General features: G+C 39.2%; 22 protein-coding genes. 20 read left to right on the top strand and 2 right to left on the bottom strand.

Annotated elements, in window-relative coordinates:
- Positions 1–67: 67 nt before the first annotated feature.
- From MKZ30_RS12205 to MKZ30_RS12155, 11 genes are all read left to right on the top strand, one after another.
- Positions 68–4,927, top strand: coding sequence for a WxL domain-containing protein (locus MKZ30_RS12205; RefSeq protein ID WP_010816849.1), 4,860 nt, complete (start codon positions 68–70; stop codon positions 4,925–4,927).
- A gap of 19 nt (positions 4,928–4,946) precedes the next feature.
- On the top strand, positions 4,947–5,336 hold the full coding sequence (locus MKZ30_RS12200; RefSeq protein ID WP_002365408.1) for an LPXTG cell wall anchor domain-containing protein: 390 nt from the start codon (positions 4,947–4,949) through the stop codon (positions 5,334–5,336).
- Positions 5,293–6,027, top strand: a complete 735-nt coding sequence (locus MKZ30_RS12195; protein ID WP_002354838.1) for a WxL domain-containing protein — start codon at positions 5,293–5,295, stop codon at positions 6,025–6,027. The genes MKZ30_RS12200 and MKZ30_RS12195 overlap by 44 nt, the downstream gene beginning before the upstream one ends.
- Positions 6,028–6,031: 4 nt before the next feature.
- On the top strand, positions 6,032–6,832 hold the full coding sequence (locus tag MKZ30_RS12190) for a WxL domain-containing protein (RefSeq protein ID WP_002383194.1): 801 nt from the start codon (positions 6,032–6,034) through the stop codon (positions 6,830–6,832).
- The gene (locus tag MKZ30_RS12185; protein WP_002383195.1) at positions 6,833–7,591 is read left to right on the top strand and encodes a WxL domain-containing protein; all 759 of its coding nucleotides are present in this window, start codon (positions 6,833–6,835) and stop codon (positions 7,589–7,591) included.
- A 106-nt stretch (positions 7,592–7,697) separates the two neighbouring features.
- On the top strand, positions 7,698–8,780 hold the full coding sequence (locus MKZ30_RS12180; protein WP_002372747.1) for a WxLIP family cell surface protein: 1,083 nt from the start codon (positions 7,698–7,700) through the stop codon (positions 8,778–8,780).
- Positions 8,781–8,881: 101 nt separating this feature from the next.
- Positions 8,882–9,367, top strand: a complete 486-nt coding sequence (locus MKZ30_RS12175; RefSeq protein ID WP_002354843.1) for a hypothetical protein — start codon at positions 8,882–8,884, stop codon at positions 9,365–9,367.
- Positions 9,342–10,823, top strand: a complete 1,482-nt coding sequence (locus tag MKZ30_RS12170; RefSeq protein WP_010816848.1) for a helix-turn-helix domain-containing protein — start codon at positions 9,342–9,344, stop codon at positions 10,821–10,823. Before MKZ30_RS12175 ends, MKZ30_RS12170 begins: the two co-directional genes overlap by 26 nt.
- A gap of 289 nt (positions 10,824–11,112) precedes the next feature.
- Entirely contained in the window at positions 11,113–11,610 is a 498-nt protein-coding gene (locus tag MKZ30_RS12165; RefSeq protein WP_002354845.1) for an RNA polymerase sigma factor, read from the top strand.
- 24 nt (positions 11,611–11,634) lie between these two features.
- Positions 11,635–12,519, top strand: coding sequence for an anti-sigma-V factor RsiV (gene rsiV / locus MKZ30_RS12160; RefSeq protein WP_002365402.1), 885 nt, complete (start codon positions 11,635–11,637; stop codon positions 12,517–12,519).
- Between the two features lie 129 nt (positions 12,520–12,648).
- Positions 12,649–13,785 carry an ArgE/DapE family deacylase gene (locus MKZ30_RS12155; RefSeq protein ID WP_010715480.1) on the top strand — a complete coding sequence of 379 codons (1,137 nt, stop codon included), beginning with the start codon at positions 12,649–12,651 and terminating at the stop codon, positions 13,783–13,785.
- 52 nt (positions 13,786–13,837) lie between these two features.
- On the opposite strand, the gene MKZ30_RS12150 is transcribed toward MKZ30_RS12155, so the two are convergent.
- Positions 13,838–14,629: a hypothetical protein gene (locus MKZ30_RS12150; protein ID WP_002367471.1), complete on the bottom strand. Its 792-nt coding sequence runs from the start codon at positions 14,627–14,629 to the stop codon at positions 13,838–13,840.
- Positions 14,630–14,792: 163 nt separating this feature from the next.
- On the opposite strand from MKZ30_RS12150, the gene MKZ30_RS12145 reads away from it, so the two are divergent.
- The 3 genes from MKZ30_RS12145 to MKZ30_RS12135 all read left to right on the top strand — a co-directional run bounded on the left by MKZ30_RS12145 (position 14,793) and on the right by MKZ30_RS12135 (position 16,378).
- On the top strand, positions 14,793–15,176 hold the full coding sequence (locus tag MKZ30_RS12145) for a YccF domain-containing protein (protein ID WP_002358999.1): 384 nt from the start codon (positions 14,793–14,795) through the stop codon (positions 15,174–15,176).
- Between the two features lie 88 nt (positions 15,177–15,264).
- Positions 15,265–15,690 (top strand): Rrf2 family transcriptional regulator, encoded by a 426-nt coding sequence (locus tag MKZ30_RS12140; protein ID WP_002383201.1) that lies wholly within the window; start codon positions 15,265–15,267, stop codon positions 15,688–15,690.
- A gap of 58 nt (positions 15,691–15,748) precedes the next feature.
- The gene (locus tag MKZ30_RS12135; RefSeq protein WP_016614229.1) at positions 15,749–16,378 is read left to right on the top strand and encodes an NAD(P)-dependent oxidoreductase; all 630 of its coding nucleotides are present in this window, start codon (positions 15,749–15,751) and stop codon (positions 16,376–16,378) included.
- Positions 16,379–16,456: 78 nt separating this feature from the next.
- On the opposite strand, the gene MKZ30_RS12130 is transcribed toward MKZ30_RS12135, so the two are convergent.
- Positions 16,457–17,662 carry a sunset domain-containing protein gene (locus MKZ30_RS12130; protein ID WP_002383203.1) on the bottom strand — a complete coding sequence of 402 codons (1,206 nt, stop codon included), beginning with the start codon at positions 17,660–17,662 and terminating at the stop codon, positions 16,457–16,459.
- 191 nt (positions 17,663–17,853) lie between these two features.
- Between MKZ30_RS12130 and MKZ30_RS12125 the strand changes: the two genes are divergently transcribed.
- The 6 genes from MKZ30_RS12125 to MKZ30_RS12100 all read left to right on the top strand — a co-directional run bounded on the left by MKZ30_RS12125 (position 17,854) and on the right by MKZ30_RS12100 (position 23,784).
- Positions 17,854–19,098 carry a competence/damage-inducible protein A gene (locus MKZ30_RS12125; protein ID WP_010816847.1) on the top strand — a complete coding sequence of 415 codons (1,245 nt, stop codon included), beginning with the start codon at positions 17,854–17,856 and terminating at the stop codon, positions 19,096–19,098.
- Positions 19,099–19,211: 113 nt separating this feature from the next.
- Positions 19,212–20,258 (top strand): recombinase RecA, encoded by a 1,047-nt coding sequence (gene recA, locus MKZ30_RS12120; protein WP_002354860.1) that lies wholly within the window; start codon positions 19,212–19,214, stop codon positions 20,256–20,258.
- A gap of 159 nt (positions 20,259–20,417) precedes the next feature.
- Complete coding sequence (locus tag MKZ30_RS12115; RefSeq protein WP_010715477.1) at positions 20,418–20,723, top strand: PTS sugar transporter subunit IIB; 306 nt, start codon at positions 20,418–20,420, stop codon at positions 20,721–20,723.
- Between the two features lie 4 nt (positions 20,724–20,727).
- On the top strand, positions 20,728–21,978 hold the full coding sequence (locus MKZ30_RS12110) for a PTS sugar transporter subunit IIC (protein ID WP_002383206.1): 1,251 nt from the start codon (positions 20,728–20,730) through the stop codon (positions 21,976–21,978).
- A 19-nt stretch (positions 21,979–21,997) separates the two neighbouring features.
- Entirely contained in the window at positions 21,998–22,339 is a 342-nt protein-coding gene (locus tag MKZ30_RS12105) for a PTS sugar transporter subunit IIA (protein ID WP_010816846.1), read from the top strand.
- Complete coding sequence (locus MKZ30_RS12100; RefSeq protein WP_002383207.1) at positions 22,321–23,784, top strand: glycoside hydrolase family 1 protein; 1,464 nt, start codon at positions 22,321–22,323, stop codon at positions 23,782–23,784. The genes MKZ30_RS12105 and MKZ30_RS12100 overlap by 19 nt, the downstream gene beginning before the upstream one ends.
- Positions 23,785–23,847 lie beyond the last annotated feature (63 nt).

Genomic DNA, 23,847 nt, shown 5'->3' with positions numbered 1-23,847 from the left:
ACAGAAGAAAACTTCGTATACTTGAGCCATAGGTTGGTTGTGGAAAGTTTACTTCGAGGGAGGAGTGATGAAGTTAATGAAAAAGAAAATCGCTGTTTTATTGGCAACTTGTTTACTTGTACAACCGTTTTTATCTGTTTCAGCGTGGGCAATTGAAGAGGAGCAACAAACGGAACGTACGCAGACACAGCCAAAAACAGCAGAAACCAGTACAAGTGAAGCAACAAAAGAAAGCAGCGCACATTCTACAGAACAGTCATCAATGACGGAATCTAGTGCTATCACAGAAAAAGTAACCACCTCTTCCACAGAAACAAAACCAAGCGAAGAGCAGAAGCAAATCACCTTGACCTTTGAAACAACGGATCAAGCTTTGTTTCTAAATGATGCCAAAAGTTATCAAGTGGTAAAAGAAAAAAATCAGCCACTTCGGACAGAAGAATTACCAAAATGGGCGAATAGTGAGGAAAATGCGACTTTCGTTGGCTGGTCTTATCAAGGAAAAACATATACAAATGAAGAACTTCTTCAATTAGAGTTTTCAGAAGATACACAACTTACGGCTGTCTTTAAACAGAAACGGACACGCATGGCCAGAGCTGTTTCAGTTGATCAGTCAATTGCGGACACAATTGCTCCTGCAGATAAAACAAAAGTGATTGTTGTACCAAGTCCAGCAGGAGATGGAGCAGCGTACAAAGAATATGCATCGACAGAGGCTGGCTTGAAAGAAGCCTTGTTTGATTTGTATCAACAGGGGAACAATGGCGATTTCACTCTTTATATAGGAAACAATATTACGACGAGTGCGGCGACCACCGCTAAAGTGATTCCTGACACCGTTACGGCAAGTAATATGACTTTTTACGCCTTGCAAGGCAAGGTCAATCATTTAGTGATTACTGGAAACAGTGCAGATCCGATTAGTATGGATCAAACGGCGCCAACGGGTTCTAAGACGTTAGGATTTAATCAAAATATCTTTTTTGGCTCAAACATCACTTTGAGAAATCTAAACTATACAGGTACGAATATGTATTTAAATGGTTACAGTTTGAACTTGAATGGCGGCTCTAGTGGAAACGGTCTGACCGTATACGGTGGAACGGATACAGGAGATGTTTCAGGAAACCCAACTTTAACAGTAAATAGTACAGGTACAGGGACATGGAATTTCTATGGCGGAAACCAAAATGGTGGTAATTTAGCTGGAAATCCTACGATTGTTATTAACAATACACGGAGCGGACTAAATACATTAAGTGGGGGCGCCAATATTGGGACAGTGACTGGGAATACTTCATTGGTTGTCAATGATTCTGGTGGCAGAATTGCTTCAATTTATGGGGGCGGTTATGGAACCAACGCAACCAACACAGCGAATGTTACTGGTAACGTCTCAACAAAGGTTGCAATTACGAATGCTACTACAGGTTTCCAACTAAGTACGTATTATGGCGGTGTTCAATACGGAAATATTGGTGGAAAAGTAACAAACGATATTTCTGGATATGGCCGTTGGTATACAGCGGGACAACGTTTTATTGGTGGCTCTTCCCGCGGCGATATAGGAACGAATCGTGCGACTGATGGAATTACTACAAATTTAAATACACAGTTGTATAGTGCGGGTCGTGCAGATTTTGAAGGAGGCAACCAATATTCTGGAACGATCATCGGAAATATTACGAATGTGGTTACAGCAGGAACGAATACCGCTGGTGGTATTAATGATTTTAACGGCGGTGCTGGTAACAATGTTTCAAAATTTAACAAGAGTCAAATTGGGGCCTCAAATGAAGCAACGTATGATGCTTATACACCACAGCAAAGAGCAGAATTAGCCAAATCGGCAGCAGCTTTTAAAGTTTTCGGAAATATTTCTTCTAAATTAGTCAGCGGTTCGTTTAATAATGGTGCAATTTATTCAACTGCAGCTGGCCGCGGCGGCTATATTGAAGGAAATACAACAATTGAAGTGGGAACAGCGAATGGTGATGGGTCTTTAGGTGGCGATGGTATGGCTTATTCAGGCGCAAAACCGACAAGCTTAGATTATTCAACGACCAATAAAAGTCGTGGGTATAATTCAGGTTGGGATATTGTTGGTGGCGGCGGCTATCCTGCTAGTAATGATACTTGGGATATCTATATAAAAGGAGATACTAAGACTGTTTTAAATAATACCATTGCTCGCTGGACATATGGTGGCTCTTTTTCAGGTGTTGTTGAAGGCAATACTTCTAACACATTGAATGGCGGGATTGCTGACACATTAGAAGGAACAGGCTATCAAGCAGCTCGAGTTTATGGAAACGGTCAAACAATTGTTAATAATGGCCAAGTCGATTGGTTTCTTTCAGGCGGTGGCTGGAATGATGCCAAAAATGTTGGGAATGTCGGCGTAACGGTTTATGAAGGAGTAATTAATGCTTCGATGGGCGCTTCTTATGGAGCAAGCGGTGGCCATACAATTACTGGTAATTCAGACAATCGCATCTACGGAGGAAATTTCTCAGGAACTCCTCGGACAGGCGCGAACGGTTTTTCAGGTGGTATTACCAATGCGGGCTCACTTCTTGGAAATGCCAAACTCTTAATTGATTTAAGAAACTACAACGGAGAGTTTAAGTTGCCTGGTAATACCTACATTACTGGTGGTCGGCCCTATGGTCAAAATACGACACTAGGAACGGATGAATCAAACACAATTACTTTAAATATTTTCACTAAAACAGGTGTGGAATCTCTAAATGGGGCCAGCATTTACGGTGATGGTGGAACCAATGCTGCGTATACCAAGAACGGCAAGATTACAATGAATATTCAAGCAGCGGGTTCTAGTATTGGAAATTTATATGCAACACAGTATTCCAATATCAGTGGCGGAAAAATTTTACGTGATGTTACCGCAAATGTTCAAGGTGCAGTTAGTATTAACGGTTTATCCGGTGGTTCATCAACAGATAATTTTACTAATGCAATTGTGAATGCTAGTTCAAATAAAGTGGCCTTTAACTTTGGGACTAACGTTGACGGCACCAATAACTATCAAACAGAACCACTAAATGCGACAGGCTTAGGCGTTGTCAACTTTACGGAATTGAATGTCACCAATGGCATTAAATTAATGGCTAATGGTGGGAACATCAAAAATGGCGTTTCTGCTACTGCCGCGAACCACAGTACGACTTACAATGAATTCGGATCAATTCATCTATCTAAAAACGCTGGAATTGGGATCACCAACACAGCCAATTTAATTTCAGCTAGCAAACTAACGGTTCAGGATCATGCAACATTAGAAACAATTCCTGGTACAGGTAAGGTAAACATTGCGGATTTTGAAGCCGTCGATCCAACAAAAGATGAACTTTTATGGATTAAACCAACGACAGATACAACTGCTTTGGTGGATAGCACAGGGACTTGGTTTGGAAATGTCAAAGCCTATCAGGTCTTAACGATTAATCCAACGGTCAATAATGCTACAAAACTTACGCCAACAACGTTTCATGGGATTGAAAAAGCGACTGGAAAAACATTTATTGGCGATAACGATGTGACCAAGGGTGCCAATGGCTATGGGATAGCAATTCCTGGCTCTATCATCGATTATGAAGTGGAAAACCCTGGAATTGTGGCAGGTGCAGGTACTATTTCTCATGATGTAAAAGAGGTCAAAGCTGGCAATGCGCCGTTAACCTTACAAGCGTGGGGCACCGAAGTAGCTGGACAAAAAGTTCAAAAAGGACGTTTGATGATTCCGACCTCAAGTACTTTAACACCAACCCTAAGCTTCCTTCCTGACGAAGTAACAGGTTCTTGGTTGCACCAAGGAACGGTTAAATCTAGTGAAGTTGGGAGCACGATAGAGCAAATTCCAGAGCAGAAAGATACCACCCCGCTTTCATGGAAAGCAACGAATACGAACTACAGTTATCAGGTAAAAGTTCAATTTTCAAATAAAGTGGAACTTTCAGGGCAATCGGTGATTGTCACAGAAGATGAGGCAGCGCAACTAACGACTGTCGATAAAGTAATAGAAATGCTTGGCGCAAAAGGTCGGCCGTTTTTCAAAACCTCATTAAAAGAGACGGATTTACCACAAATCCAAGCGCCGTTAGCAGAAAAAACTGTATCGCGGACACATGATATTCAATTAGAAGCAGGGACGTCAGGAGATAATTTGCAAAACAAAACGGTTCATTTAGTTGTTGTGAAAAATGAAAGTGTCCTTGCCAAAGATCGTTCGTTTGCCTTGTATGCGACAAGTGCGCATTTGAAATTAAAAGAAGCAAATGGCTTAACGAATTCAGACGAGTTGGCACAATGGACACAAGCAACGGTGATTTTCGCAGATGGTCGGGCCAATCAAACACCAAGTCTTGATGCCGCAACCTTCCAAGCCATTCAGCAAGCGAAACCAGAAGAATTAGCCAAAACAGTGCCAGCCAATTATCAATTTACAGAAGCTGGTGAAACGTTAAATAAAAAAATCAATGTGTCTATTTCAGGTGAATTAACGTTAGAAAAAGTACCTAAAACAATTGATTTTGGCAAACAAAAAATTTCTGCCAAGCCAGAAGTTTACTGGCCAACTCTTTCAGATGATTTAGTCGTTCAAGACACACGCGGGACAGAAAGTACGCCTTGGAAACTGAATGTTCAGGTAACGAATCCTTTAACGAACGGCACAGATCAATTGGAAGATTTGTCATTGGTTACAGACAAAGGAGAATTTTTACTCAATAAAGGAGATACGGTTGTTACAGAAAATGAAGGCTCCGGTTCAGGTAGTTATACAATTAACCAAGGTTGGGGTGCGGCAAACCAACGGGGACTTAAACTATCTGTGCCAGTCGAGAAACAAAAAGTTGGCGAATTCAAAGGGACATTGTCATGGTCATTAGTCATGGCACCATAACAAGGAGGAGAGAAGTGAGATGAAAAAATACCTTTTGCTTAGTTGTTTTTTAGGTCTTTTCAGCTTCTGTCATTCAGACACTGCGTTTGGGGAAGCAGCTTATGAAAATAGTGGTGTTGTCTCCTTTTATGGAACGTATGAATATCCCACAGAAGAGTCGACAACAGCGACTAGTAATTCTTCCACAACGACCGAACCCACCAAACCAGCTGACGGAGGCGCTTCATCCGTCCTTTCTTCTGGCGTATATGGGTCGCGACAAGGAAGATTACCAGCGACAGGTACCACCAATCAAGGACCATTTATTTATTTGGGAATCAGCCTTATCACTATAGGCATATTATTTATTAAAAGGAGAAGAGAAGATGAAAAAAACAGTATTAGCAGTAGTAGGGATTGTAGGATTTAGCGGTGTCCTAGCGACACAACAAGCATTTGCGGAAGATATTAACGTGAACTATACAAGTAATGGTGCCATTACATTTGAACCAGATACAGATCCAACGAAGCCAGTTAATCCAACCAATCCAGATGAAAAAGTTGAACCAGAAGATCCAACTGACCCAACTGGACCAAAACCAGGGACTGCAGGCCCCTTATCAATTGACTATGCTTCAAGCTTTCAATTTGGCGCCCAAAAAATCACTTCCGACACGAAAGATTATTACGCACAAATTCAAACATTTAAAGATGGGACAACAGGTCCCAACTATGTTCAGGTAACGGATAAACGTGGGACACAAGAAGGCTGGACGTTAAGCGCTGTACAAAATGCGCAATTCAAAACAGCCCAAAATGAAGAATTAGTGGGGGCCGCTTTATCGATTGCCAATGCAGGTGTGACATCGATTGTTGATGCCGCATACGCACCAACACCAACAGCAGCACATACCTTTGTTCCTGGAACAGAAGTAGAATTAGTCAAAGCAGAAGATGGCAAAGGAATGGGGACTTGGGTCTATCGTTTTGGGAAAGATGCGACAGAAGGTGCTACTGCCGTGAAATTAAATGTCCCAGGTAAAGCGATTAAATTAGCAAAAGAATATCGTACGACCTTAACATGGACATTGAAATCTGTACCAACGAATGTTGGAGGCTAAGTAAATGAAAAAAACAGTCGTCTACTCCTTGTTATTCGGAACAATGTTGCTTGGCGCCACTGTTCCTGCTGAAGCGGCGACGGTCGTTTTTGATAGCGAACAGTCGATTGTTTTTACCCCAAGCACAGATGGGACGGATCCAGTAAATCCAGAAAATCCTGATCCAGAAAAACCAGTTCGACCAGTCGATCCAACGAATCCTGATGGACCTAATCCAGGTACCCCTGGGCCGCTTTCCATCGATTATGCCTCAAGTTTGGATTTTGGGAGTAATGAGATATCGAATAAGGATCAAACGTATTTTGCCAGAGCGCAAACCTATAAAAATCCAGATGGTTCAGCAAGTGAATTGGCAACTGCTAATTATGTGCAAGTAAGTGATTTACGGGGAACCAATGCTGGCTGGGTTTTAAAAGTGAAACAAAATGGTCAATTTCGTAATGCAGAAACATTACACAAAGAATTAACAGGCGCCACCGTCGCCTTTGCTGAGCCCAGTGTGCGCTCAAATGCGACGGACGTATTGCCGCCAACTGCTACCGCAAACATTCAATTGGATGCTGCAGGCGCAGAAACTGTTGTCATGCAAGCCCCAGAAAAGACCGGCGCCGGAACGTGGATCACGCTGTGGGGGCAAGCAGAAAAAGTGACCGAAAAAAATCAACAAGGACAGCAAGTAAATGCCACAATCACACGGGCAATCTCACTAACTGTTCCCGGGAAAACCCCTAAGGATGCAGTACAATATAAAACAACATTGACTTGGCTACTTTCAGATGTACCAGTAAATAATGGAGGGAAATAAATGAAAAAGACAAAAGTAATGACATTGATGGCAACCACAACTTTAGGCGCACTAGCACTTGTACCAATGAGTGCATTAGCAGTCGACGGTGGTGAATACCAAACAAACGGAGCGATTCAATTTGCACCAAATACGAACCCAACGAATCCAGTTGATCCGACGAATCCAGATCCGGATAAACCAATTACGCCAGTTGATCCAACTGATCCGACAGGGCCTAAGCCAGGGACAGCAGGTCCGTTATCCATTGACTATGCATCTAGTTTATCTTTTGGGGAACAAACGATTACCTCAAAAAATATGACCTACTATGCAGAAACACAAAAATACAAAGATAACGCTGGTGCCGACCAAGAAGGCCCAAACTTTGTTCAAGTCTCAGATAATCGTGGGACTGAGACAGGTTGGACGTTAAAAGTAAAACAAAATGGTCAATTCAAAACTGAAGCCAACCAAGAACTAACAGCGGCTAAAGTAACTTTAAGCAACGGACGCGTGGTTTCAGCTTCACAATCTGCAAAACCAACGACAGCGCCAGCTACGATTGAATTAAACCCAACTGGGGCTGAATCAGTGGTCATGGCTGCTGGCGATAAAGAAGGTGCGGGTACGTACTTAATGAGCTGGGGCGATAGTGTAGATGCCGCTAAAACAAGTATTTCATTAGAAGTACCTGGTTCAACCACAAAATATGCGAAAAAATACACGACAACTTTTACTTGGACTTTGACAGATACACCTGCTAACACAGGAAACTAAGAACGACAGCATACACGCAAGATCGGGATATAAGTCAAAAATTTTTTGGCTTATCTTTCGGTCTTTTGGTGCTTATAATACAACAAAGAATGACAGACATAGGAGAATGAATATGAACAGATGGAAAGTATATGCAACGGTAATCGCTTGTATGTTATTTGGCTGGATTGGCGTGGAGGCGCACGCTTCTGAATTTAATTTTGCGGTCACACCAACAATTCCCGAGAATCAAGTGGATAAATCAAAAACCTACTTTGACTTAAAAATGGCGCCTGGTGCCAAACAAACCGTAGAAATACAGTTACGTAATGATACAGATGAAGACATTACCATTGAAAATACAGTGAACTCAGCGACAACGAATTTAAATGGCGTAGTAGAATATGGCCAAAACGGGATCAAACCTGACAAAACTTTACGCTTTAACTTAAAAGATTATGTGGAAGCACCGAAAGAAATCATCTTGCCGAAACATTCCCAAAAGACCTTACCTTTAACCATCACGATGCCTAAAGATTCTTTTGATGGCGTGATGGCTGGCGGCATAACACTCAAAGAGAAAAAGAAAGAAACCACGACTTCTGCGGATCAATCAAAAGGGTTAGCTATTAATAATGAATACTCCTATGTTGTGGCCATTATTCTTCAGCAAAATGAGACAAAGGTTCAACCAGATTTAAAATTACTGGGGGTTAAACCAGGCCAAGTCAACGCGCGAAACGTCATCAATGTTTCTTTACAAAACCCACAAGCGGCCTATTTAAACCAATTACATTTAATCAACACTGTTTCAAAAGGAGGCGAAACGCTTTACCAATCCGATACTGAGGATATGCAAGTGGCGCCAAACTCTAACTTTAGTTACCCAATTTCTTTAAAAGGGGAACGATTAACGCCAGGGAAATATGTCTTGAAATCAACGGCCTATGGTGTAAAAGATGAAAAGGGCACCTATCAAGTCAAAGGTGCCAATGGTGAAGAACGGTACCTGTACAAATGGGAATTTACAAAAGAATTTACTATTTCTGGGGACGTTGCTAAAGAATTAAATGAAAAAGACGTAACCATTAAAGGAACCAATTGGTGGTTGTATCTACTGATTGCATTCATCATTCTAGCGCTGCTCTTATTGATTTTCTTCTTGTATCGTAAAAAGAAAAAAGAGGAAGAACAACAATCTGAGCAATAAAAAGAGCTATCTATTGACAAAAAGGGTTTTCCTTGTAAAAGTAAAGGTACTTTTACAAGGAATTGCTTCCCATAAAGTAGAGGTAGAGAGAGTGAGAAGCCATGAGAAAAAAGTATCTTTTTTTATTTAGTTCTTTGCTAATTTTTACGGCTGTCGAAATAGAACCAATTCAAACATTGGCGACACCTATTTATAATCCCTTAGAACCAACGGAAGAAATTCAACCAAAACCAGAATCAATCACCCCTCAGGAAAAGTCAGAACCGGAACAACCTGCGCCAACCCCTCCGGAAGATCAAAAAACAACGGTTCCTTCTGAAGAAAAAAAGCCTTCACCCAAGAAAAAAGACAAACCTGTGGAGAAACCGGCAATGTCAAAAGAAAAAAAGAAACAAACAAAAGAAACAACGGCTCATCCCCTACAAGTGAATAAAGATTTTGTCTTTCCTAACGGACTTGGTGCAGGCGGCGATGAAGAATCTGAAAGCTATTTAGCAGCGGTTGGGTACTTTCTTTCAGGAAATGGATTGTATGGGAAAAAAATGGATGTGAGAGAAGTCTATGATATTGATGATGTTTTTAAATAAAGTGGATAAAAGAAAAATCGCCTTATTTCAGTTACTGGAAAATGCACCGATGTTAACAGAGTCAAAAGAAACCGTAATGCAGGAGTTAGAATTATCTGAATTTATCGTGAACAAAACGGTCGCTGAATTAAATGCCGATTTTATTGAATTTGGTTTATCAGAGGATTTTCAAATTGTGAGCGATGGTATTTTCTTAACTCTTAATGAATCAGGAACAGAAACTTCCGCTACTTTGATTGATTGCTATATTAAAGAGTCGTTACGTTTTGCTATGTTTCAAGATTTCTTTTTTCAGCGTTTTGATTCTGTGAATGAGTTTGCTTTAGAACACTTTGTTAGTCACACATTGGCTTATAAGGAGTTCAAGGAATTAAAGAAAATGCTGGAAAATTACCAAATTACAATTAATAAAGAATTTCACTTAGTGGGAAATGAAACCAATTTACGCGAAGTAACAACACTGGTTTTTTTACAATTATACCAACGTGATTTTTCATTGTACGGTAAAAAAGTTTTAGAGCAGATTCGGAACTTTGAGCTATTTTTTTCTGAGAAGGTTCATCTTAATCAGCGTGCGGGCTATGCACAAGCTAAATGTTTTCATTTTTTGGCGGTTTCTTTGGTACGAACGCAGCAACAATTTTATGTAGAGAAAAAAGTAGATTCGCAGGTGTTAAAACAATTAGCGGGTGACAATCAGCAGAATGTTTTCAATTGGTTAGAGAGTTTTCAAATCCCAGAACCACAACGAACAAACGAAGGCAATTATTTACTCTTATTTTTAATTGCTGAAGAGTGGCTTCAAGTAGCTTCAGCAGCACTTTGCCAAAGATTTGCAGAAATTCAACAATTGAATCGTGACTTGTTAAGTTATTTAAAATTACAATTTCAGCTTTCCGAGGAAGTCCTGCGAGGTTTTGAACAAAAAGTAACAATCGTTCATTTTAAATTGTTCCATTTTCCAATAGAAGCAAACTATAGTTATCGCAAAATGGATATAACCTACTTTGCAGAAACGTATACAGAGTATTTTTCTGCTAGTCGACAATTTATTCAAGAACAAAAAACGAATCCCGTTGTTTGGGATGCCAGACAGTTTTTATTTTATCGGTATCTGTTGTTAATGGTGGATGCGTTACCATTGAAAAAAGTTTTGGCTCCGATTACATTGTGTGTCGACTTTTCCTTTGGTGAAGCCTATAATCGTATGATACAAAAAAATATTGAAAAAATTACGGAATGGAATATCATTTTCAAAGCACATGTAGATGAAAGTGTACAATTAATTTTATCGGATATTCATTTTGTCGATTGGCCTGAGATTACCCAAATTATTTGGCTAGCACCACCACGTCCTGTTGATTGGTCGCATTTTATTAAAACGCTGAGTGCACTAAGACCGCACTCGGGAGAAGAAAACAAGGTCGGGACAGCACCGCTTAGCTCCGAGAAATAAGAAGAAATTTCCGGAAATTGTTCTTTAATTTTTGGAGACCAAGTAGGTATTGTTCATCATCGAATCACTACGTTCTTCGTGATTCTCAACAATTTCGGCTTATTTCCGAAGGAGCTGGTTCTGTTCCCGCCGTTTATCAGATTTTGAGCGTGAAGCAAAAATCCAAAGTGATTTTTGTACCACGCTTTTTCTTTTAGAATATAAAAATTAAAAATAATAAAAAAGTTGAAACTTTTTATGCTTGTGATTCGTCTATATAAGTGTACAGGAAAGGAGGTTCCAGAAATCGATGGTTTTCGATGGTTGGAAAAGAAAAAAACAAATTCGCGCGTTAGAAACGCTTGTAGATACCAAGTATGAAAAAATGTATCGCATTGCCTTTAACTATACACATTCGAAAGAAGATGCCTTGGATGTGATTCAAGAAAGCTTTGAAAAGGCACTGAAGGCCATCCAAAAAGGACCCGATATTAAGGATTTTGAAGCGTGGTTCTTTCGAATTCTGCTTTCTGTAGCGACAGATTATTGGCGTAAAAAGAAACGAGAAGCTGTTCATATTGAAAAAGATGAACATGTGTTAGCCCTTTTAAATAATCCCCAACGCAGTTTTTTAGAAATTGAAGAAATTATTAATCAATTAGATAGTCCCAATCGTGAAATTATTCTATTAAAATTTTTTGAAGGATTTACGCTAAAAGAAATCGCCTTGATCCTGGATATTAACGAAAATACGATTAAAACGAAGATGTACCGCAGTTTGAATGAACTCCGAAGTCTATTGAATTAGTAAAAGAAAGGAAGCGAAAAAATAATGGAAGATTTTGTAAAAAGCGTTGTTAAAAACTTTTCAAAAGAATACCGCCAACAACCGTTACCAACGGATCTACAAGCGGAAGTCAAAGCGCGTTTTCATAAAGAGAAAAAGCGGTACACCTGGCTTCGTTTTAGAAACCGCTCACTGCAAAGTAGTCTAGTAGTAGCTTGTGGCTTTGTCTTATCAGTCAATTTGTTTCCAGGTTTTAGTGAAGCAGCCCGCAACATCCCTGTGTTAGATAAAATTGTTCAATTAGTCACCATCAAAACGTTGACAGCGAAAAAACAGGAAAGTGAAGTAAACATCGATGTCCCTAAAATCCAAACATCCCAAGAATCTTCAGTAGCTGACACGCTCAACAAAAAATACTTGAAAGAAGCCCAAACAGAATTTCAACAAGTCAAAGGGCAATTGTTTGATGGTTCTCGTGTTTCAGTCACTGGAGATTATGAAAAAGTCGTGGACGACCGTCGCTTCCTAGTGGTCAAACGAACCTTCACAGAAATTAAAGGCAGCTCTGCGACGACAACGAAATATGACACCATCGACAAACGAGCCAATGTTGTCGTTTCACTCCCCTTAATTTTTAAAAATGATTTTTACATTGATGTCATTAGTAGTGAAATTAAACAACAAATAGCAGACCAAATGAAGAACGATAGCAATAAAATATACTGGTCCGAAAAAGAGGATGCCCCCAGTGATGTTCAACCCTTCAAAAAAATTAAAAAGGACCAACCTTTCTATATCAATGAAAAACACCAATTAGTGATTGTGTTTCCTCAAGGAGAAATTGCGCCTTACTATATGGGCACCCCTGAATTTGTGATCCCTAATCAAGTCATTGAGAATGAATTGGCAGCGCCTAATTATTTAAAATAAACTCAGCAAAAAACACGCGACATTTCTTAAAACTGTCGCGTGTTTTTTGCTGACCTAACCAAGTCAGTTGCGGTTTTACTGAGAGAAGCGTACACTAGAAATAAGCATAACAAGAAAGGGCGAATGGCAATGGAAAAATCAGAAAAAATTAGTATTTTACAAGATGTGGTTAAAATTAAATCTGTAAATGGAAACGAAGAAGAAGTGGCAATCTATTTACAAAATCTTTTGAAAAAATATGAAATCCCTTCTGAACTTGTTTCTTATGCACCAAATCGTAGTAGTTTGGTTGCTTATTTAGGTGAAAACCGAGAAAAAGTCTTAGGGTTTAGTGGCCACATGGACGTGGTTTCTGAAGGGGACGAAAGTCAATGGACTTTCCCGCCATTTGCGGCCCATATTGAAGGAAATAAATTGTATGGACGTGGCGCAACAGACATGAAAAGCGGCTTAGTCGCAATGGTTTTAGCAATGATTGAATTAAAAGAAAAGAAAGTCCCATTAAATGGAGCGGTTAAATTTTTAGGTACAGTTGGTGAAGAAGTAGGCGAACTAGGAGCCGAACAATTAACTGAAAAAGGCTATGCGGATGATTTAAGTGCCTTAGTCATTGGAGAACCAACCAATTATAACTTGATGTATGCGCACATGGGTTCAATTAACTATTCTGTTGTGTCACACGGAAAAGAAGCCCACAGTTCCATGCCAGAAGAAGGCATTAATGCGATTAATAATTTGAACGAATTTATTACAGAAGCAAACCAACAAATGGCGGAAGTCACAGCAAACTATGAAAATCCTGAATTGGGTCGAACGATTCACAATGTAACCGTCATTAAAGGTGGTACACAAGTGAACAGTATTCCAGGTCAAGCTGCCTTGCAAGGGAATATCCGTTCAATTCCAGAATTCAGCAACGACCAAGTTATTGCGTTATTACAAAAAATTGTTGATGAATTGAACAAAAAAGAAAAACATCAGTTAGAATTAACGATTGATTACAATAAAATTCCTGTAAAAGCTGAGAAAGATTCTGCGTTAATTCAAGCCATTCAAGCCCAATTTGACCAACCGTTGCCATTGATAACAGCAGCAGGAACCACAGATTTAGCTGAATTCACTAAATCAAAAAATAAATTTGATTGCGTTGTCTTTGGACCGGGCGTTCCAACTTTGCCACACCAAATCGACGAATATGTCGAAATTGATAATTATTTAGATATGATTGATAAGTATCAAGCGATAGCAAAAAGTTATTTAAATTAAAAAAATGTCACGTCTGAATCGTAAAGTTCAGGCGTGACATTTTTTATAAGGGTTATTCCACCACAGTCCATTCATTTAAGGTTTTGCCGTTCTCATCAACTAGCTCTAACCAGCTGTTTGTTCCAGCAAAATAGAGAAACAAGCCGACTTCATTAACGCTTTTTAAGACGATATCTTCCGTTGTGACAAAGTCTTTAAATTGGCCCTTGCGTTCATCACGAAGTTTTTCACCAAATCTGGCGGAGAAACCGACAGAGCCGTCTTTATTTAAAGGGGCTTCTGGCATCATTGTCGCGCCAGCTTTAATAAGCATTTCATTGCGCTTTTGCCAAAAAACAGTTGCTTTGCTTTGTCGAGTATCAATATAAAAAGGAATTTGGCTAACTTCTTTTGTCCATTTGTGGCGTGCTTTGGCTGGTCTGGCTTTTTTCGGCGCCGGTTTTTTAAACAGAGAGTAGCCAAAACGTTCCAAGATAAAGGTGACCGTTTCTTTATAGTTAGTCACTGTCGCTACCGCACTTTTCGGAATTTTGACTGTCGTTGGGGTTGCTTCCAATGTTAAACCACTTTCTTTCGCATCATCTAGGAAAGCTTGCGCTAAATAGGCAAGTTCTGTGTCCCAAGTCGGTTTCAACAAAATCGAGTGATCAAAAGAAACTTCTTTATATGTAGCTTTTTCTTCAGCAAGTCCTAAAGCAACTAGTTGGTTATCTCTTAGCAAGAAAAGAATCGCTGCCTCTTTTTTCGGTAATTTAGTTGTTTGTTCAATGATTAAGTGGGCCTGATCGGCTAAGTCAATGAGTGTCTTTGTTTTTTTTAGATCAACGGTTAAATGTAAGTCCATGAAGTCTGCTCCTTTATCGTTAGTTTCTTCATTGTATCATGAAACAGTGTCTTCGTCTTTTAACGAGTCAGCAACCTTACAATATTGTTTGAAACAAAAAGAAGCTTTCATGATATACTTACTCACATGCATAATTTTTAATGAGGAAAGTAGAGGAACAAGAATGAAAACACTTGGCAATATTTTATGGTTTATCTTTGGCGGCTTTTTTGGTGGCTTATCTTGGCTATTCGCAGGCGTGATTTGGTGTATTACAATTATCGGTATTCCGATTGGTTTACAATGCTTCAAATTAGCGGGGTTGAGCTTTTGGCCGTTTAAAAAGCGAGTCGTGTATAGTGATAGCGGCGTATCTTTGGTGGTAAACATTATTTGGCTGATTATCAGTGGACTACCATTAGCAATTGGGCATTGTATTAGTGGCTTGTTGCTTTGTCTGACAATCATCGGTATTCCGTTTGGGCAACAGTCCTTTAAATTGGCGAAATTAGCATTAATGCCGTTTGGGGCCCGTGTGGTTTCAACAAATGATTTTTATTTTGAATAGTCAGAGGTTTCTCATTGACAAATAAAACGAAACAGCGTATTCTGTAAATGTAACAAATAACGTTACATTTAGTTTGGAGTGATTAGACATGGCCATGTCAACGAAATTAAGTGTTGCGATTCATATTTTAAGTTTGATTGAAACAGGTCCTCAAGAACAAGTGACTTCTGAATACATTGCTTCGAGCGTGAATACGAATCCAGTCGTTGTTCGACGACTAATGAGTCAGTTAAAAAAAGCCGGCTTGATTCATTCCATGCGTGGAGCCAATAAAAATACCTTATTAAAGAAACCAGAAGAGATCTCACTGTATGAAATTTATACAGCGGTTGAATTGGAACGAGAGATTTTCAATATTCATCAAAATCCTAATCCAAACTGTTCCGTTGGGGCAAATATCCAATCGGTACTAGAAACTGAATTTACTAAAGTGCAACAAAAAATGGAAGAAGAATTGAAAAGCATCACCTTAGCAGATGTGATTCATGAAATAGAAGTTAAGAGAGATAAGTAATCTCTCTACTTTTAAAGTGTCAAATGTAACTATTTTAGTTCTATTTAAAAATGAAAGGATGATTTACATGAAAGTAGCAGTATTAGGAGCAACAGGAAAAGAAGGACAATTACTTTTAGCAGAAGCTAAACGTCGCGGGATGGACGTGACAGCCATCGTTCGTAATGCCTCAAAAATAACAGATGGCACACCGACCATTGAAAAAGATGTTTATCAATTAACAACAGAAGATATTCAAGCGTTTGATGTATTAATTAGTGCCTTAGGATTCCCTAATGTGCAAGATTTCCCCAAATCTACCCAGCATTTGATTGAGATTTTAACCAATCAAAAAACGCGCTTGTTTGTCGTTGGGGGCGCTGGAACCTTATATGTGGACCCAGAACACACAACTCAATTAAAAGATACCCCATCATTCCCAGCAGAGATTCAGCCATTAGCTTCGGCGATGGGCGAAGCTTTAAATTTATTGAAAGAAGCTCAAAACATCCACTGGACCTATATTAGTCCTGCAGCCATGTTTGATGCTGAAGGTCCTGCGACAGGTCATTATGAAGTCGCTGGCGAAGAATTAACAACCAATAGCCAAGGTGACAGCTACATTAGTTACGCAGATTACGCCGTTGCCATGTTAGATGAAGTGGAAAGTAATGCACACCCAAATCAACGAATCAGTGTGTATCAATAAAAGAAACAAGAAAATGGGGCATCCGTTGTTTTAACGGAGGCCCCATTTTTCTTGTTTGATTAATTATTGCTAATGTATTTACTGTTTGGGTGCTCGGTATCCTGCTGCTTCTGCTTCTTCAACAGTAGAGAACCAAGCTACTGGATTCGTAGTTTTATTATAATATCTACTTCCAGGCACATGATAAATTCCATTACGTGACCCTTTAATTAAGGCGTTGCCGCTTGGCGCTTCTGCAGCAGCCGTCTCGACTTCCGCCGGCGCCTGTGCGGCTTGTTGCGTCTCTGCTTCAGCTTGCGCTTTTGCTGCCGCTTCGGCTTGTTCTTTTTGCGCTTTTTCAGCGGCTAGTTTCTGAGCTTCTGCTTCTTTTCGTTGTTTTTCTTTGTGGGTATCTAACTGAGTTTTAACAACGGCTACTCGTTTGGTTAAAGCTTGATTTGGGGAGTTTAAAGCGTCAATTTGTTTGATCGCTTCATTATAGTAAGCTTCATTAGTTGGTTCTTGTTCAGCTTTTTCAACAGCGGCTGTCGCACTGGCGACTAATTGTTCATTTTTTTCTTTTTCAGCGATAGCAGTTTGAACAGTCGCTAAACGTTGTTGAAAGCCTTCTTTGCCAACTGGGGCAGCAGCTACTAATTTTTCAGCTGCTTGATAATCGCTTTTACTTTTAGATTTTTCAGCAGTTGTAACTGCTTCATCAACAGGTACTGCTTCTTTGATTTTTTCAAGGCGATCATTGTATTCCTCGTATTCTTGACTTAATGAAGATACTAAGGTTGCGGCTTCATCATAGTTTTTCTGAGAAGGTTGTTTTTCAGCGTAAGCTAAGGCTTTTTCTGTTTTGGCCAATTCTTGCTCAGAATCTGTGATGCTCGCAATAAATTCTTTTGACGGTGTGACTTCGACTGATTTTTCAACTTTGGTATCTTTCTTCTCAGCCACAAAGGTGATTTTTTGCGTTTTTTCATCGGACAGTTTTACTTTGTAAGCAAACGTTTTGTCTTTCGTTTTTACTTCCTTGCCATTGGCCGTTAATTTGCTGTTGCCGTCGTATTCGCCTTTGATGGTGGCTGAGCCATTGGCATCGGTTTCAACACTCTCTGCATCAAGTGAAAGCGTTGGGGAAGAATCTGTCGTGGCAACCCCACCAATAAATAGAGCGGCACTTGCTAATGCGGCATAGCCATATTGTTTTTTCGGTTGTTTCTTAATTAATGCTTTGATAGTCAGTCCCCCGCTGACAAGTAACCCTAATAGACCCAAAAGTACTAATACTACACTCATTCATTTCTCTCCTTTCGATATAACGTTATTATACAATGTATTGTGAGAAAATGAACATTTTTTTCGTAATAATTAATAAATTTCCTGATAAAAAAATTATTTCTTGAAGCTCAAATTCTTTTGTAAAAATTTTGTTGTGCTAAAATGGAAAGTGAGTTTAACTACGTATGTTATTAGAGAAGGGGAAATCAATGAAAGCAGAAATCATTGCAGTCGGAACAGAGTTATTACTGGGACAAGTAGTGAATACCAACGCCACCTTTTTATCAGAAGAGTTAGCTGCGCTAGGCATCGATGTTTACTATCAGACCGTTGTTGGCGATAACGGCGGCCGCTTAGAAACGTTACTAACAGAAGCAGAACAAAGAAGTGATTTAATTGTCCTTTGTGGAGGACTAGGACCTACAGAAGACGATTTAACCAAGCAAGTTGTTGCACAACATCTCCATAAATCATTAGTAGAAGATCAAGAAGGATTGAACCGCTTGCACCAGTTTTTCCAACAGTCTAAGCGACCAATGACGGAAAATAATCTACGACAAGTGTTAGCCATTGAAGGTGGACAAGTTCTTCAAAACCCGACAGGATTAGCGGTTGGTTCTTTCGTAACAGAAGGCGCAACAAGCTATTTGCTCTTACCAGGGCCGCCCAATGAATTAATTCCGATGTTCCAACAAGCGGCACGACCTTTATTGATTGATGCGTTTCCACAAGAAGAACAATTGATTTCAAGAGTCTTGCGTTTTTATGGCATTGGTGAATCACAGCTGGTGACCGAGATTCAATCGTTGATTGCGCACCAAACGAATCCAACCATTGCGCCTTATGCTAAGCCTAATGAAGTGACACTTCGTTTAACAGTTAAAATAAAAGACTTAGTAGCTGGCGAAGAATTATTAACAGCGACGGAAGAAAAGATTTTAGCTAAAGTGGGGGACTATTTTTATGGGTATGGGGATGACAATAGTTTAGCCAAGGTAACAGTGGATTTGTTATTACAAAACGGACAAACCGTCACGGCTGCTGAGAGCCTCACCGCTGGCCTATTCCAAAGTACACTGGGGGAAATTGCGGGTGCTTCGAAGATTTTTAAGGGAGGCTTCGTGACGTATTCGCAAGAAACAAAAGAGAACTTTTTAGGAATTTCTCATGAACTTTTAGAAGAGCATGGCACGGTAAGTGAAGCGTGTGCCAAAGAAATGGCAGAGAAAGCGCGTCAGTTAGCTAAATCTAACTATGGTTTATCATTTACTGGGGTCGCTGGTGACCCACTCGAAGGTCAACCGACAGGCACTGTTTGGATTGGGCTGGCGGAAGAAGGCCAACCAACCGTTGCAGAATGTTTCCATTTTAACCGTGACCGAAATTATATTAGACAGAGCGCGGTTATGCGAGGGTTAGATCTTTTGCGACGCCGAATCATTAATAAAAAATAAATATGCGAATGTTTGTTCGGTTTTTTCTTGCTTTTTTGGTACAAAAGAGATATGATAGACCTACTAACAGGAAATGAAAAATAAGTTTATATAAATTAAAGGAGGATTATCCATTGGCAGATGATCGTAAAGTGGCTTTAGATGCCGCACTGAAAAAAATTGAAAAGAACTTTGGGAAAGGTTCTATTATGAAATTAGGCGAAAAAGCTGATCAAAAAATTTCAACTATCCCTAGTGGTTCTTTAGCGTTAGATGTTGCATTGGGCGTAGGTGGGTATCCACGTGGCCGAATTATTGAAGTATATGGTCCTGAGAGTTCAGGTAAAACAACTGTTTCTTTACACGCAATTGCAGAAGTGCAACGAAATGGTGGAACAGCCGCTTTTATCGATGCTGAGCATGCATTGGATCCTCAATATGCGGAGAAACTAGGCGTTAACATTGATGAATTACTTTTATCTCAACCAGATACGGGTGAGCAAGGCTTAGAGATTGCCGATGCCTTAGTTTCAAGTGGTGCGATTGACATCGTTGTCATCGACTCGGTTGCTGCGTTAGTTCCTCGTGCAGAGATTGATGGTGAGATGGGAGCGAGCCATGTCGGCTTACAAGCTCGACTAATGTCTCAAGCACTACGTAAATTATCAGGCTCAATTAATAAGACAAAAACAATTGCTATTTTCATTAACCAAATTCGTGAAAAAGTTGGCGTGATGTTCGGAAATCCTGAAACAACTCCTGGTGGACGTGCATTGAAATTCTACGCAACGGTTCGTCTAGAAGTCCGTCGTGCAGAACAGTTAAAACAAGGAACAGACATCGTCGGTAACCGCACAAAAATTAAAGTCGTTAAAAACAAAGTGGCGCCACCATTTAAAGTGGCAGAAGTTGATATCATGTATGGCCAAGGGATTTCCCAAGAAGGCGAATTACTAGATATGGCTGTGGAAAAAGACCTTATCAGTAAAAGTGGTGCTTGGTATGGCTACAAAGAAGAACGAATTGGCCAAGGCCGTGAAAATGCCAAACAATACATGGCGGATCATCCTGAAATGATGGCAGAAGTGTCTAAATTGGTCCGTGATGCATATGGCATCGGTGACGGTTCAACCATTACAGAAGAAGCAGAAGGTCAAGAAGAACTACCTTTAGATGAATAAATAACGAGTGAATACGACTCGTTAAGAAGAAAGACAACACTTACTGAACAGGACAGGTGTTGTCTTTTTTTGTTTCCTAAGGATAGGAAAAATATTTATTTGTAAGCGAATACAAGTTTTTTCTATAATTAAGACACAAAAAAGAAAGTGGTGGAGAAAATGAAAAATATTTTACTAATTTGTGGTTCGGGTGCATCAAGTGGATTCATGGCTGCAGCGATTAGAAAAGCTGCTAAAAAAAGACAGATTGAAGTGACAGTTAAAGCGACAAGTGAATCTCAACTGGATGAACGTATAAATGAAATTGATTGTTTGTTAATTGGACCACATTTAGCTTATATGTTAAATGATATTCAAGAGCAAATGGCTGAGAAAAAAGTGAAGGCTATGATTATTCCACAAGCTATTTATGGAACCTTAGATGGAGAAAAAGCCTTAGACCTAATAATGACAATGGAGGAATGAGTGAATGAAAAAAATTATGGATTTTATGACGAACTCTTTCGCGCCGAAAGTGAATAAAGTAGTTAAAAATCCTTGGATTTCTGCTATACAGGATGCAATTATGGCGGCTCTTCCATTGGTTTTTGTAGGTTCGTTAGTTACAGTGGTCTCTTTGTTAAAAAATCTCTTTCCAAGCATGCCAGATTTTTCAATGATTAGTAATTTTTCTTTTGGAATGTTTGGGTTAATCGTTTCGTTTATGATTCCTTATTATTTGATGGAGAAGAAAGGTCATAGCGGACAAAAATTAATAGCAGGTGCTACTAGCATTGTTTTGTTTATGATGTTGCTCTTTCCAACGTTATCTGAGAAAGGTGAAATTACCTTTATTCTTTCAAGGTTTGGTGCAACAGGGATGTTTTTAGCGATGATTACAGGCCTTTTTGTTAGTCTTGTGATGCATTTGGCTGCCAAAAAATCTTTTTTTGATGAAGATACACCAATTCCCGATTTTGTGGTTGGTTGGTTTAATAGTCTGCTGCCAATTACCTTTATCTTGTTTGTCGGTTGGTTGATCACTATTCAATTTAGGATTGATTTTTTTGATATCGTTATTCTAATTTTCAGTCCATTAGCAAATATTGTGCAATCATATCCGGGGTTTGTTTTATCTGTGTTTATTCCAGTCTTTCTTTATACATTTGGAATCTCTGGTTGGGTGATGATGCCTGTAATCTATCCTGTTTATATGGCTGGTTTAGCTGCAAATGCGGAAGCTGTAGCGAATGGTGGTCATGCAGTGAATATTGCGACACAAGAAACGTGTTACGCTTTTTCATCGATGGGCGGGATTGGTGCAACATTGTCCTTGTCTGTCATGATGGTTTTACTTAGCAAATCTGCACAACTAAAAGCAATTGGCAAAGCCGTGTTGATTCCTTCAATTTTTAATATCAACGAGCCACTAGTTTTCGGTGCGCCAATTGCCTTTAATCCATACTTGATGATTCCTATGTGGATTAATGCACTCGTTGTTCCATCAATTGCCTACGCTACGATGTATTGGGGATTCGTCAATATTCCTACGCAAAGCTTTTTATTATGGTATATGCCATATCCATTTACCTCTTATTTAGCGACACAAGATATTCGAGCGGTTGTTGTTTGCGTGCTTATTTTTGTCATTACATGGCTGGTATTCTTGCCATTTTTCAAAGCATATGATCAATCACTGCTTAAGCAAGAAAAAGAAGTGCAAAAAGAAGTAATTATTTAAGGTTAAAGGAGAGGTTATTATGGAAGAAAATGAGCAGTTAAATCAGTTATCAATGAATATTTTAATTCATGCAGGAAATGCGAGAGACCATCTAGTTCAAGCGTTAGAAAAATTAGAAGAGACTTCGTATGAGCAGGCACAAAAGGAGTTAATAGAGGCACGGAAAGAAGTCGTTTTAGCACATGGCATACAGACAGATACGTTACAATTAGAAGCTTCAGGAGAACAAATTCGTTACTCGACGCTGTTTTGTCATGCACAAGATACCTTAATGACGGCTCAAAGTGAAATTTTAATTGGTGAGCATTTAGTGAAGCTTTTTAAAAGGTTTAGTCAACAATTATGTCAGGAGGAAAAATAATGTTTAAAGATTATCAGATGCCAAAGGATTTTTTATGGGGTGGCGCAATTGCCGCAAATCAAGCAGAAGGAGCGTTTCAAGTAGATGGTAAAGGCATCAGTTTAGCGGATGTACACAAATACTATCCAGATAAAACAAATGCAGAAATCAGCCAAGAACAAATAAAAGGCATGTCTGTAGCAGACATTCAAGCGAATCTAGCAGATACTGATGGCTACTATCCTAAACGTCATGGGATTGATTTTTATCATACTTATCCAGAAGATTTAGCATTACTTAAAGAATTAGGTTTCAAAACATTCCGAACTTCTATTGATTGGACGCGGATTTTTCCAACAGGGGAAGAAGAAACACCAAACGAAGCGGGCTTGGCTTATTATGATCGATTAATCGACAAAATCATTGAATTAGGGATGGAACCAATCATCACTATTCTACATTATGAAACTCCGATTGAAATTTCATTGAAATATGGTGGTTGGAACAATCGAAAAGTTATTGATTTATTTGTAAAATATGGCAAAGTCCTTTTGGAACGTTACAAAGAAAAAGTAAAATATTGGATTGTCATTAATCAAATTAATCTGATTCAATTTGAACCGTTTAACTCAACAGCAATTCCTTATGATACAGTGGATAATTATGAAGAAGCAAGTTTTCAAGCGATTCACCATCAGTTTATCGCAAGTGCACAATTAGTTGCGTACGCTAAAAAAATTAATCCTCAAATGCAAATGGGAACAATGGTTGCCGACTGTACTGTCTACCCTTTTTCGTGTAAGCCAGATGACGTCATTTTAGCCATGAAGCGAAATCGAATGGAATACTTTTATACAGATGTTCAATTTCGTGGTGAGTACCCGCAATATGCGTTGAACTATTTTGAAGAACACGGAATTGAGATAGATATTACACTTGAAGATCAACAAATGCTAAAAGAAAATACGATGGATTATTTAGCAATTTCTTATTATTATTCACAGATGGTTGATTCAGAAAAAAATTCAATGAATCCAGCATCTGTCACGCCAAATCCAACACTGAAAGTCAATCCTTGGGGCTGGGCAGTAGACCCTCAGGGATTATACAACTCACTTTCTCAATATTGGGATCGTTATGGGAAACCGATAATTATAGCGGAAAATGGGTTTGGTATGTATGATAAAGTGACAGATGGTCAAATCCATGATGATTATCGAATTTCTTATTTATCTGAACACATCCAACAAATGAAAAAAGCCATGTATGATGGCGTAGATGTGATTGCTTATTGTGCTTGGGGACCGATTGATATCATTAGTTGTTCTTCAGCGCAAATGGAAAAACGATATGGGTTTGTTTATGTTGATTTAGATAATGAAGGGAAGGGAACAGGAAAACGTATGAAAAAAGATAGCTTTACTTGGTATCAAAAAGTGATTGCAACCAATGGTGAAGAAATCTAGATTAATTGAAGAAGTTGATTATTGTTTTAATAAAAAGCAATCGTCTTCTTCTTTTCTTTTAAA

The organism is Enterococcus sp. LX10, assembly GCF_023539285.1.
Classification (GTDB): Bacteria; Bacillota; Bacilli; order Lactobacillales; family Enterococcaceae; genus Enterococcus; species Enterococcus faecalis.
This window is presented reverse-complemented; position numbering and strand designations above follow the sequence as displayed.

Coding starts and splice junctions, on each gene's coding strand:
- MKZ30_RS12205 (WP_010816849.1), top strand. CDS start 68: ATGAAGTTAATGAAAAAGAAAATCGCTGTTTTATTGGCAACTTGTTTA.
- MKZ30_RS12175 (WP_002354843.1), top strand. CDS start 8,882: ATGAGAAAAAAGTATCTTTTTTTATTTAGTTCTTTGCTAATTTTTACG.
- MKZ30_RS12105 (WP_010816846.1), top strand. CDS start 21,998: ATGGAAGAAAATGAGCAGTTAAATCAGTTATCAATGAATATTTTAATT.
- MKZ30_RS12200 (WP_002365408.1), top strand. CDS start 4,947: ATGAAAAAATACCTTTTGCTTAGTTGTTTTTTAGGTCTTTTCAGCTTC.
- MKZ30_RS12190 (WP_002383194.1), top strand. CDS start 6,032: ATGAAAAAAACAGTCGTCTACTCCTTGTTATTCGGAACAATGTTGCTT.
- MKZ30_RS12110 (WP_002383206.1), top strand. CDS start 20,728: ATGAAAAAAATTATGGATTTTATGACGAACTCTTTCGCGCCGAAAGTG.
- MKZ30_RS12170 (WP_010816848.1), top strand. CDS start 9,342: ATGATATTGATGATGTTTTTAAATAAAGTGGATAAAAGAAAAATCGCC.
- MKZ30_RS12130 (WP_002383203.1), bottom strand. CDS start 17,662: ATGAGTGTAGTATTAGTACTTTTGGGTCTATTAGGGTTACTTGTCAGC.
- MKZ30_RS12115 (WP_010715477.1), top strand. CDS start 20,418: ATGAAAAATATTTTACTAATTTGTGGTTCGGGTGCATCAAGTGGATTC.
- MKZ30_RS12140 (WP_002383201.1), top strand. CDS start 15,265: ATGGCCATGTCAACGAAATTAAGTGTTGCGATTCATATTTTAAGTTTG.
- MKZ30_RS12135 (WP_016614229.1), top strand. CDS start 15,749: ATGATTTACATGAAAGTAGCAGTATTAGGAGCAACAGGAAAAGAAGGA.
- MKZ30_RS12180 (WP_002372747.1), top strand. CDS start 7,698: ATGAATATGAACAGATGGAAAGTATATGCAACGGTAATCGCTTGTATG.
- MKZ30_RS12165 (WP_002354845.1), top strand. CDS start 11,113: ATGGTTTTCGATGGTTGGAAAAGAAAAAAACAAATTCGCGCGTTAGAA.
- MKZ30_RS12155 (WP_010715480.1), top strand. CDS start 12,649: ATGGAAAAATCAGAAAAAATTAGTATTTTACAAGATGTGGTTAAAATT.
- rsiV (WP_002365402.1), top strand. CDS start 11,635: ATGGAAGATTTTGTAAAAAGCGTTGTTAAAAACTTTTCAAAAGAATAC.
- MKZ30_RS12150 (WP_002367471.1), bottom strand. CDS start 14,629: ATGGACTTACATTTAACCGTTGATCTAAAAAAAACAAAGACACTCATT.
- MKZ30_RS12100 (WP_002383207.1), top strand. CDS start 22,321: ATGTCAGGAGGAAAAATAATGTTTAAAGATTATCAGATGCCAAAGGAT.
- MKZ30_RS12185 (WP_002383195.1), top strand. CDS start 6,833: ATGAAAAAGACAAAAGTAATGACATTGATGGCAACCACAACTTTAGGC.
- MKZ30_RS12195 (WP_002354838.1), top strand. CDS start 5,293: ATGAAAAAAACAGTATTAGCAGTAGTAGGGATTGTAGGATTTAGCGGT.
- MKZ30_RS12145 (WP_002358999.1), top strand. CDS start 14,793: ATGAAAACACTTGGCAATATTTTATGGTTTATCTTTGGCGGCTTTTTT.
- MKZ30_RS12125 (WP_010816847.1), top strand. CDS start 17,854: ATGAAAGCAGAAATCATTGCAGTCGGAACAGAGTTATTACTGGGACAA.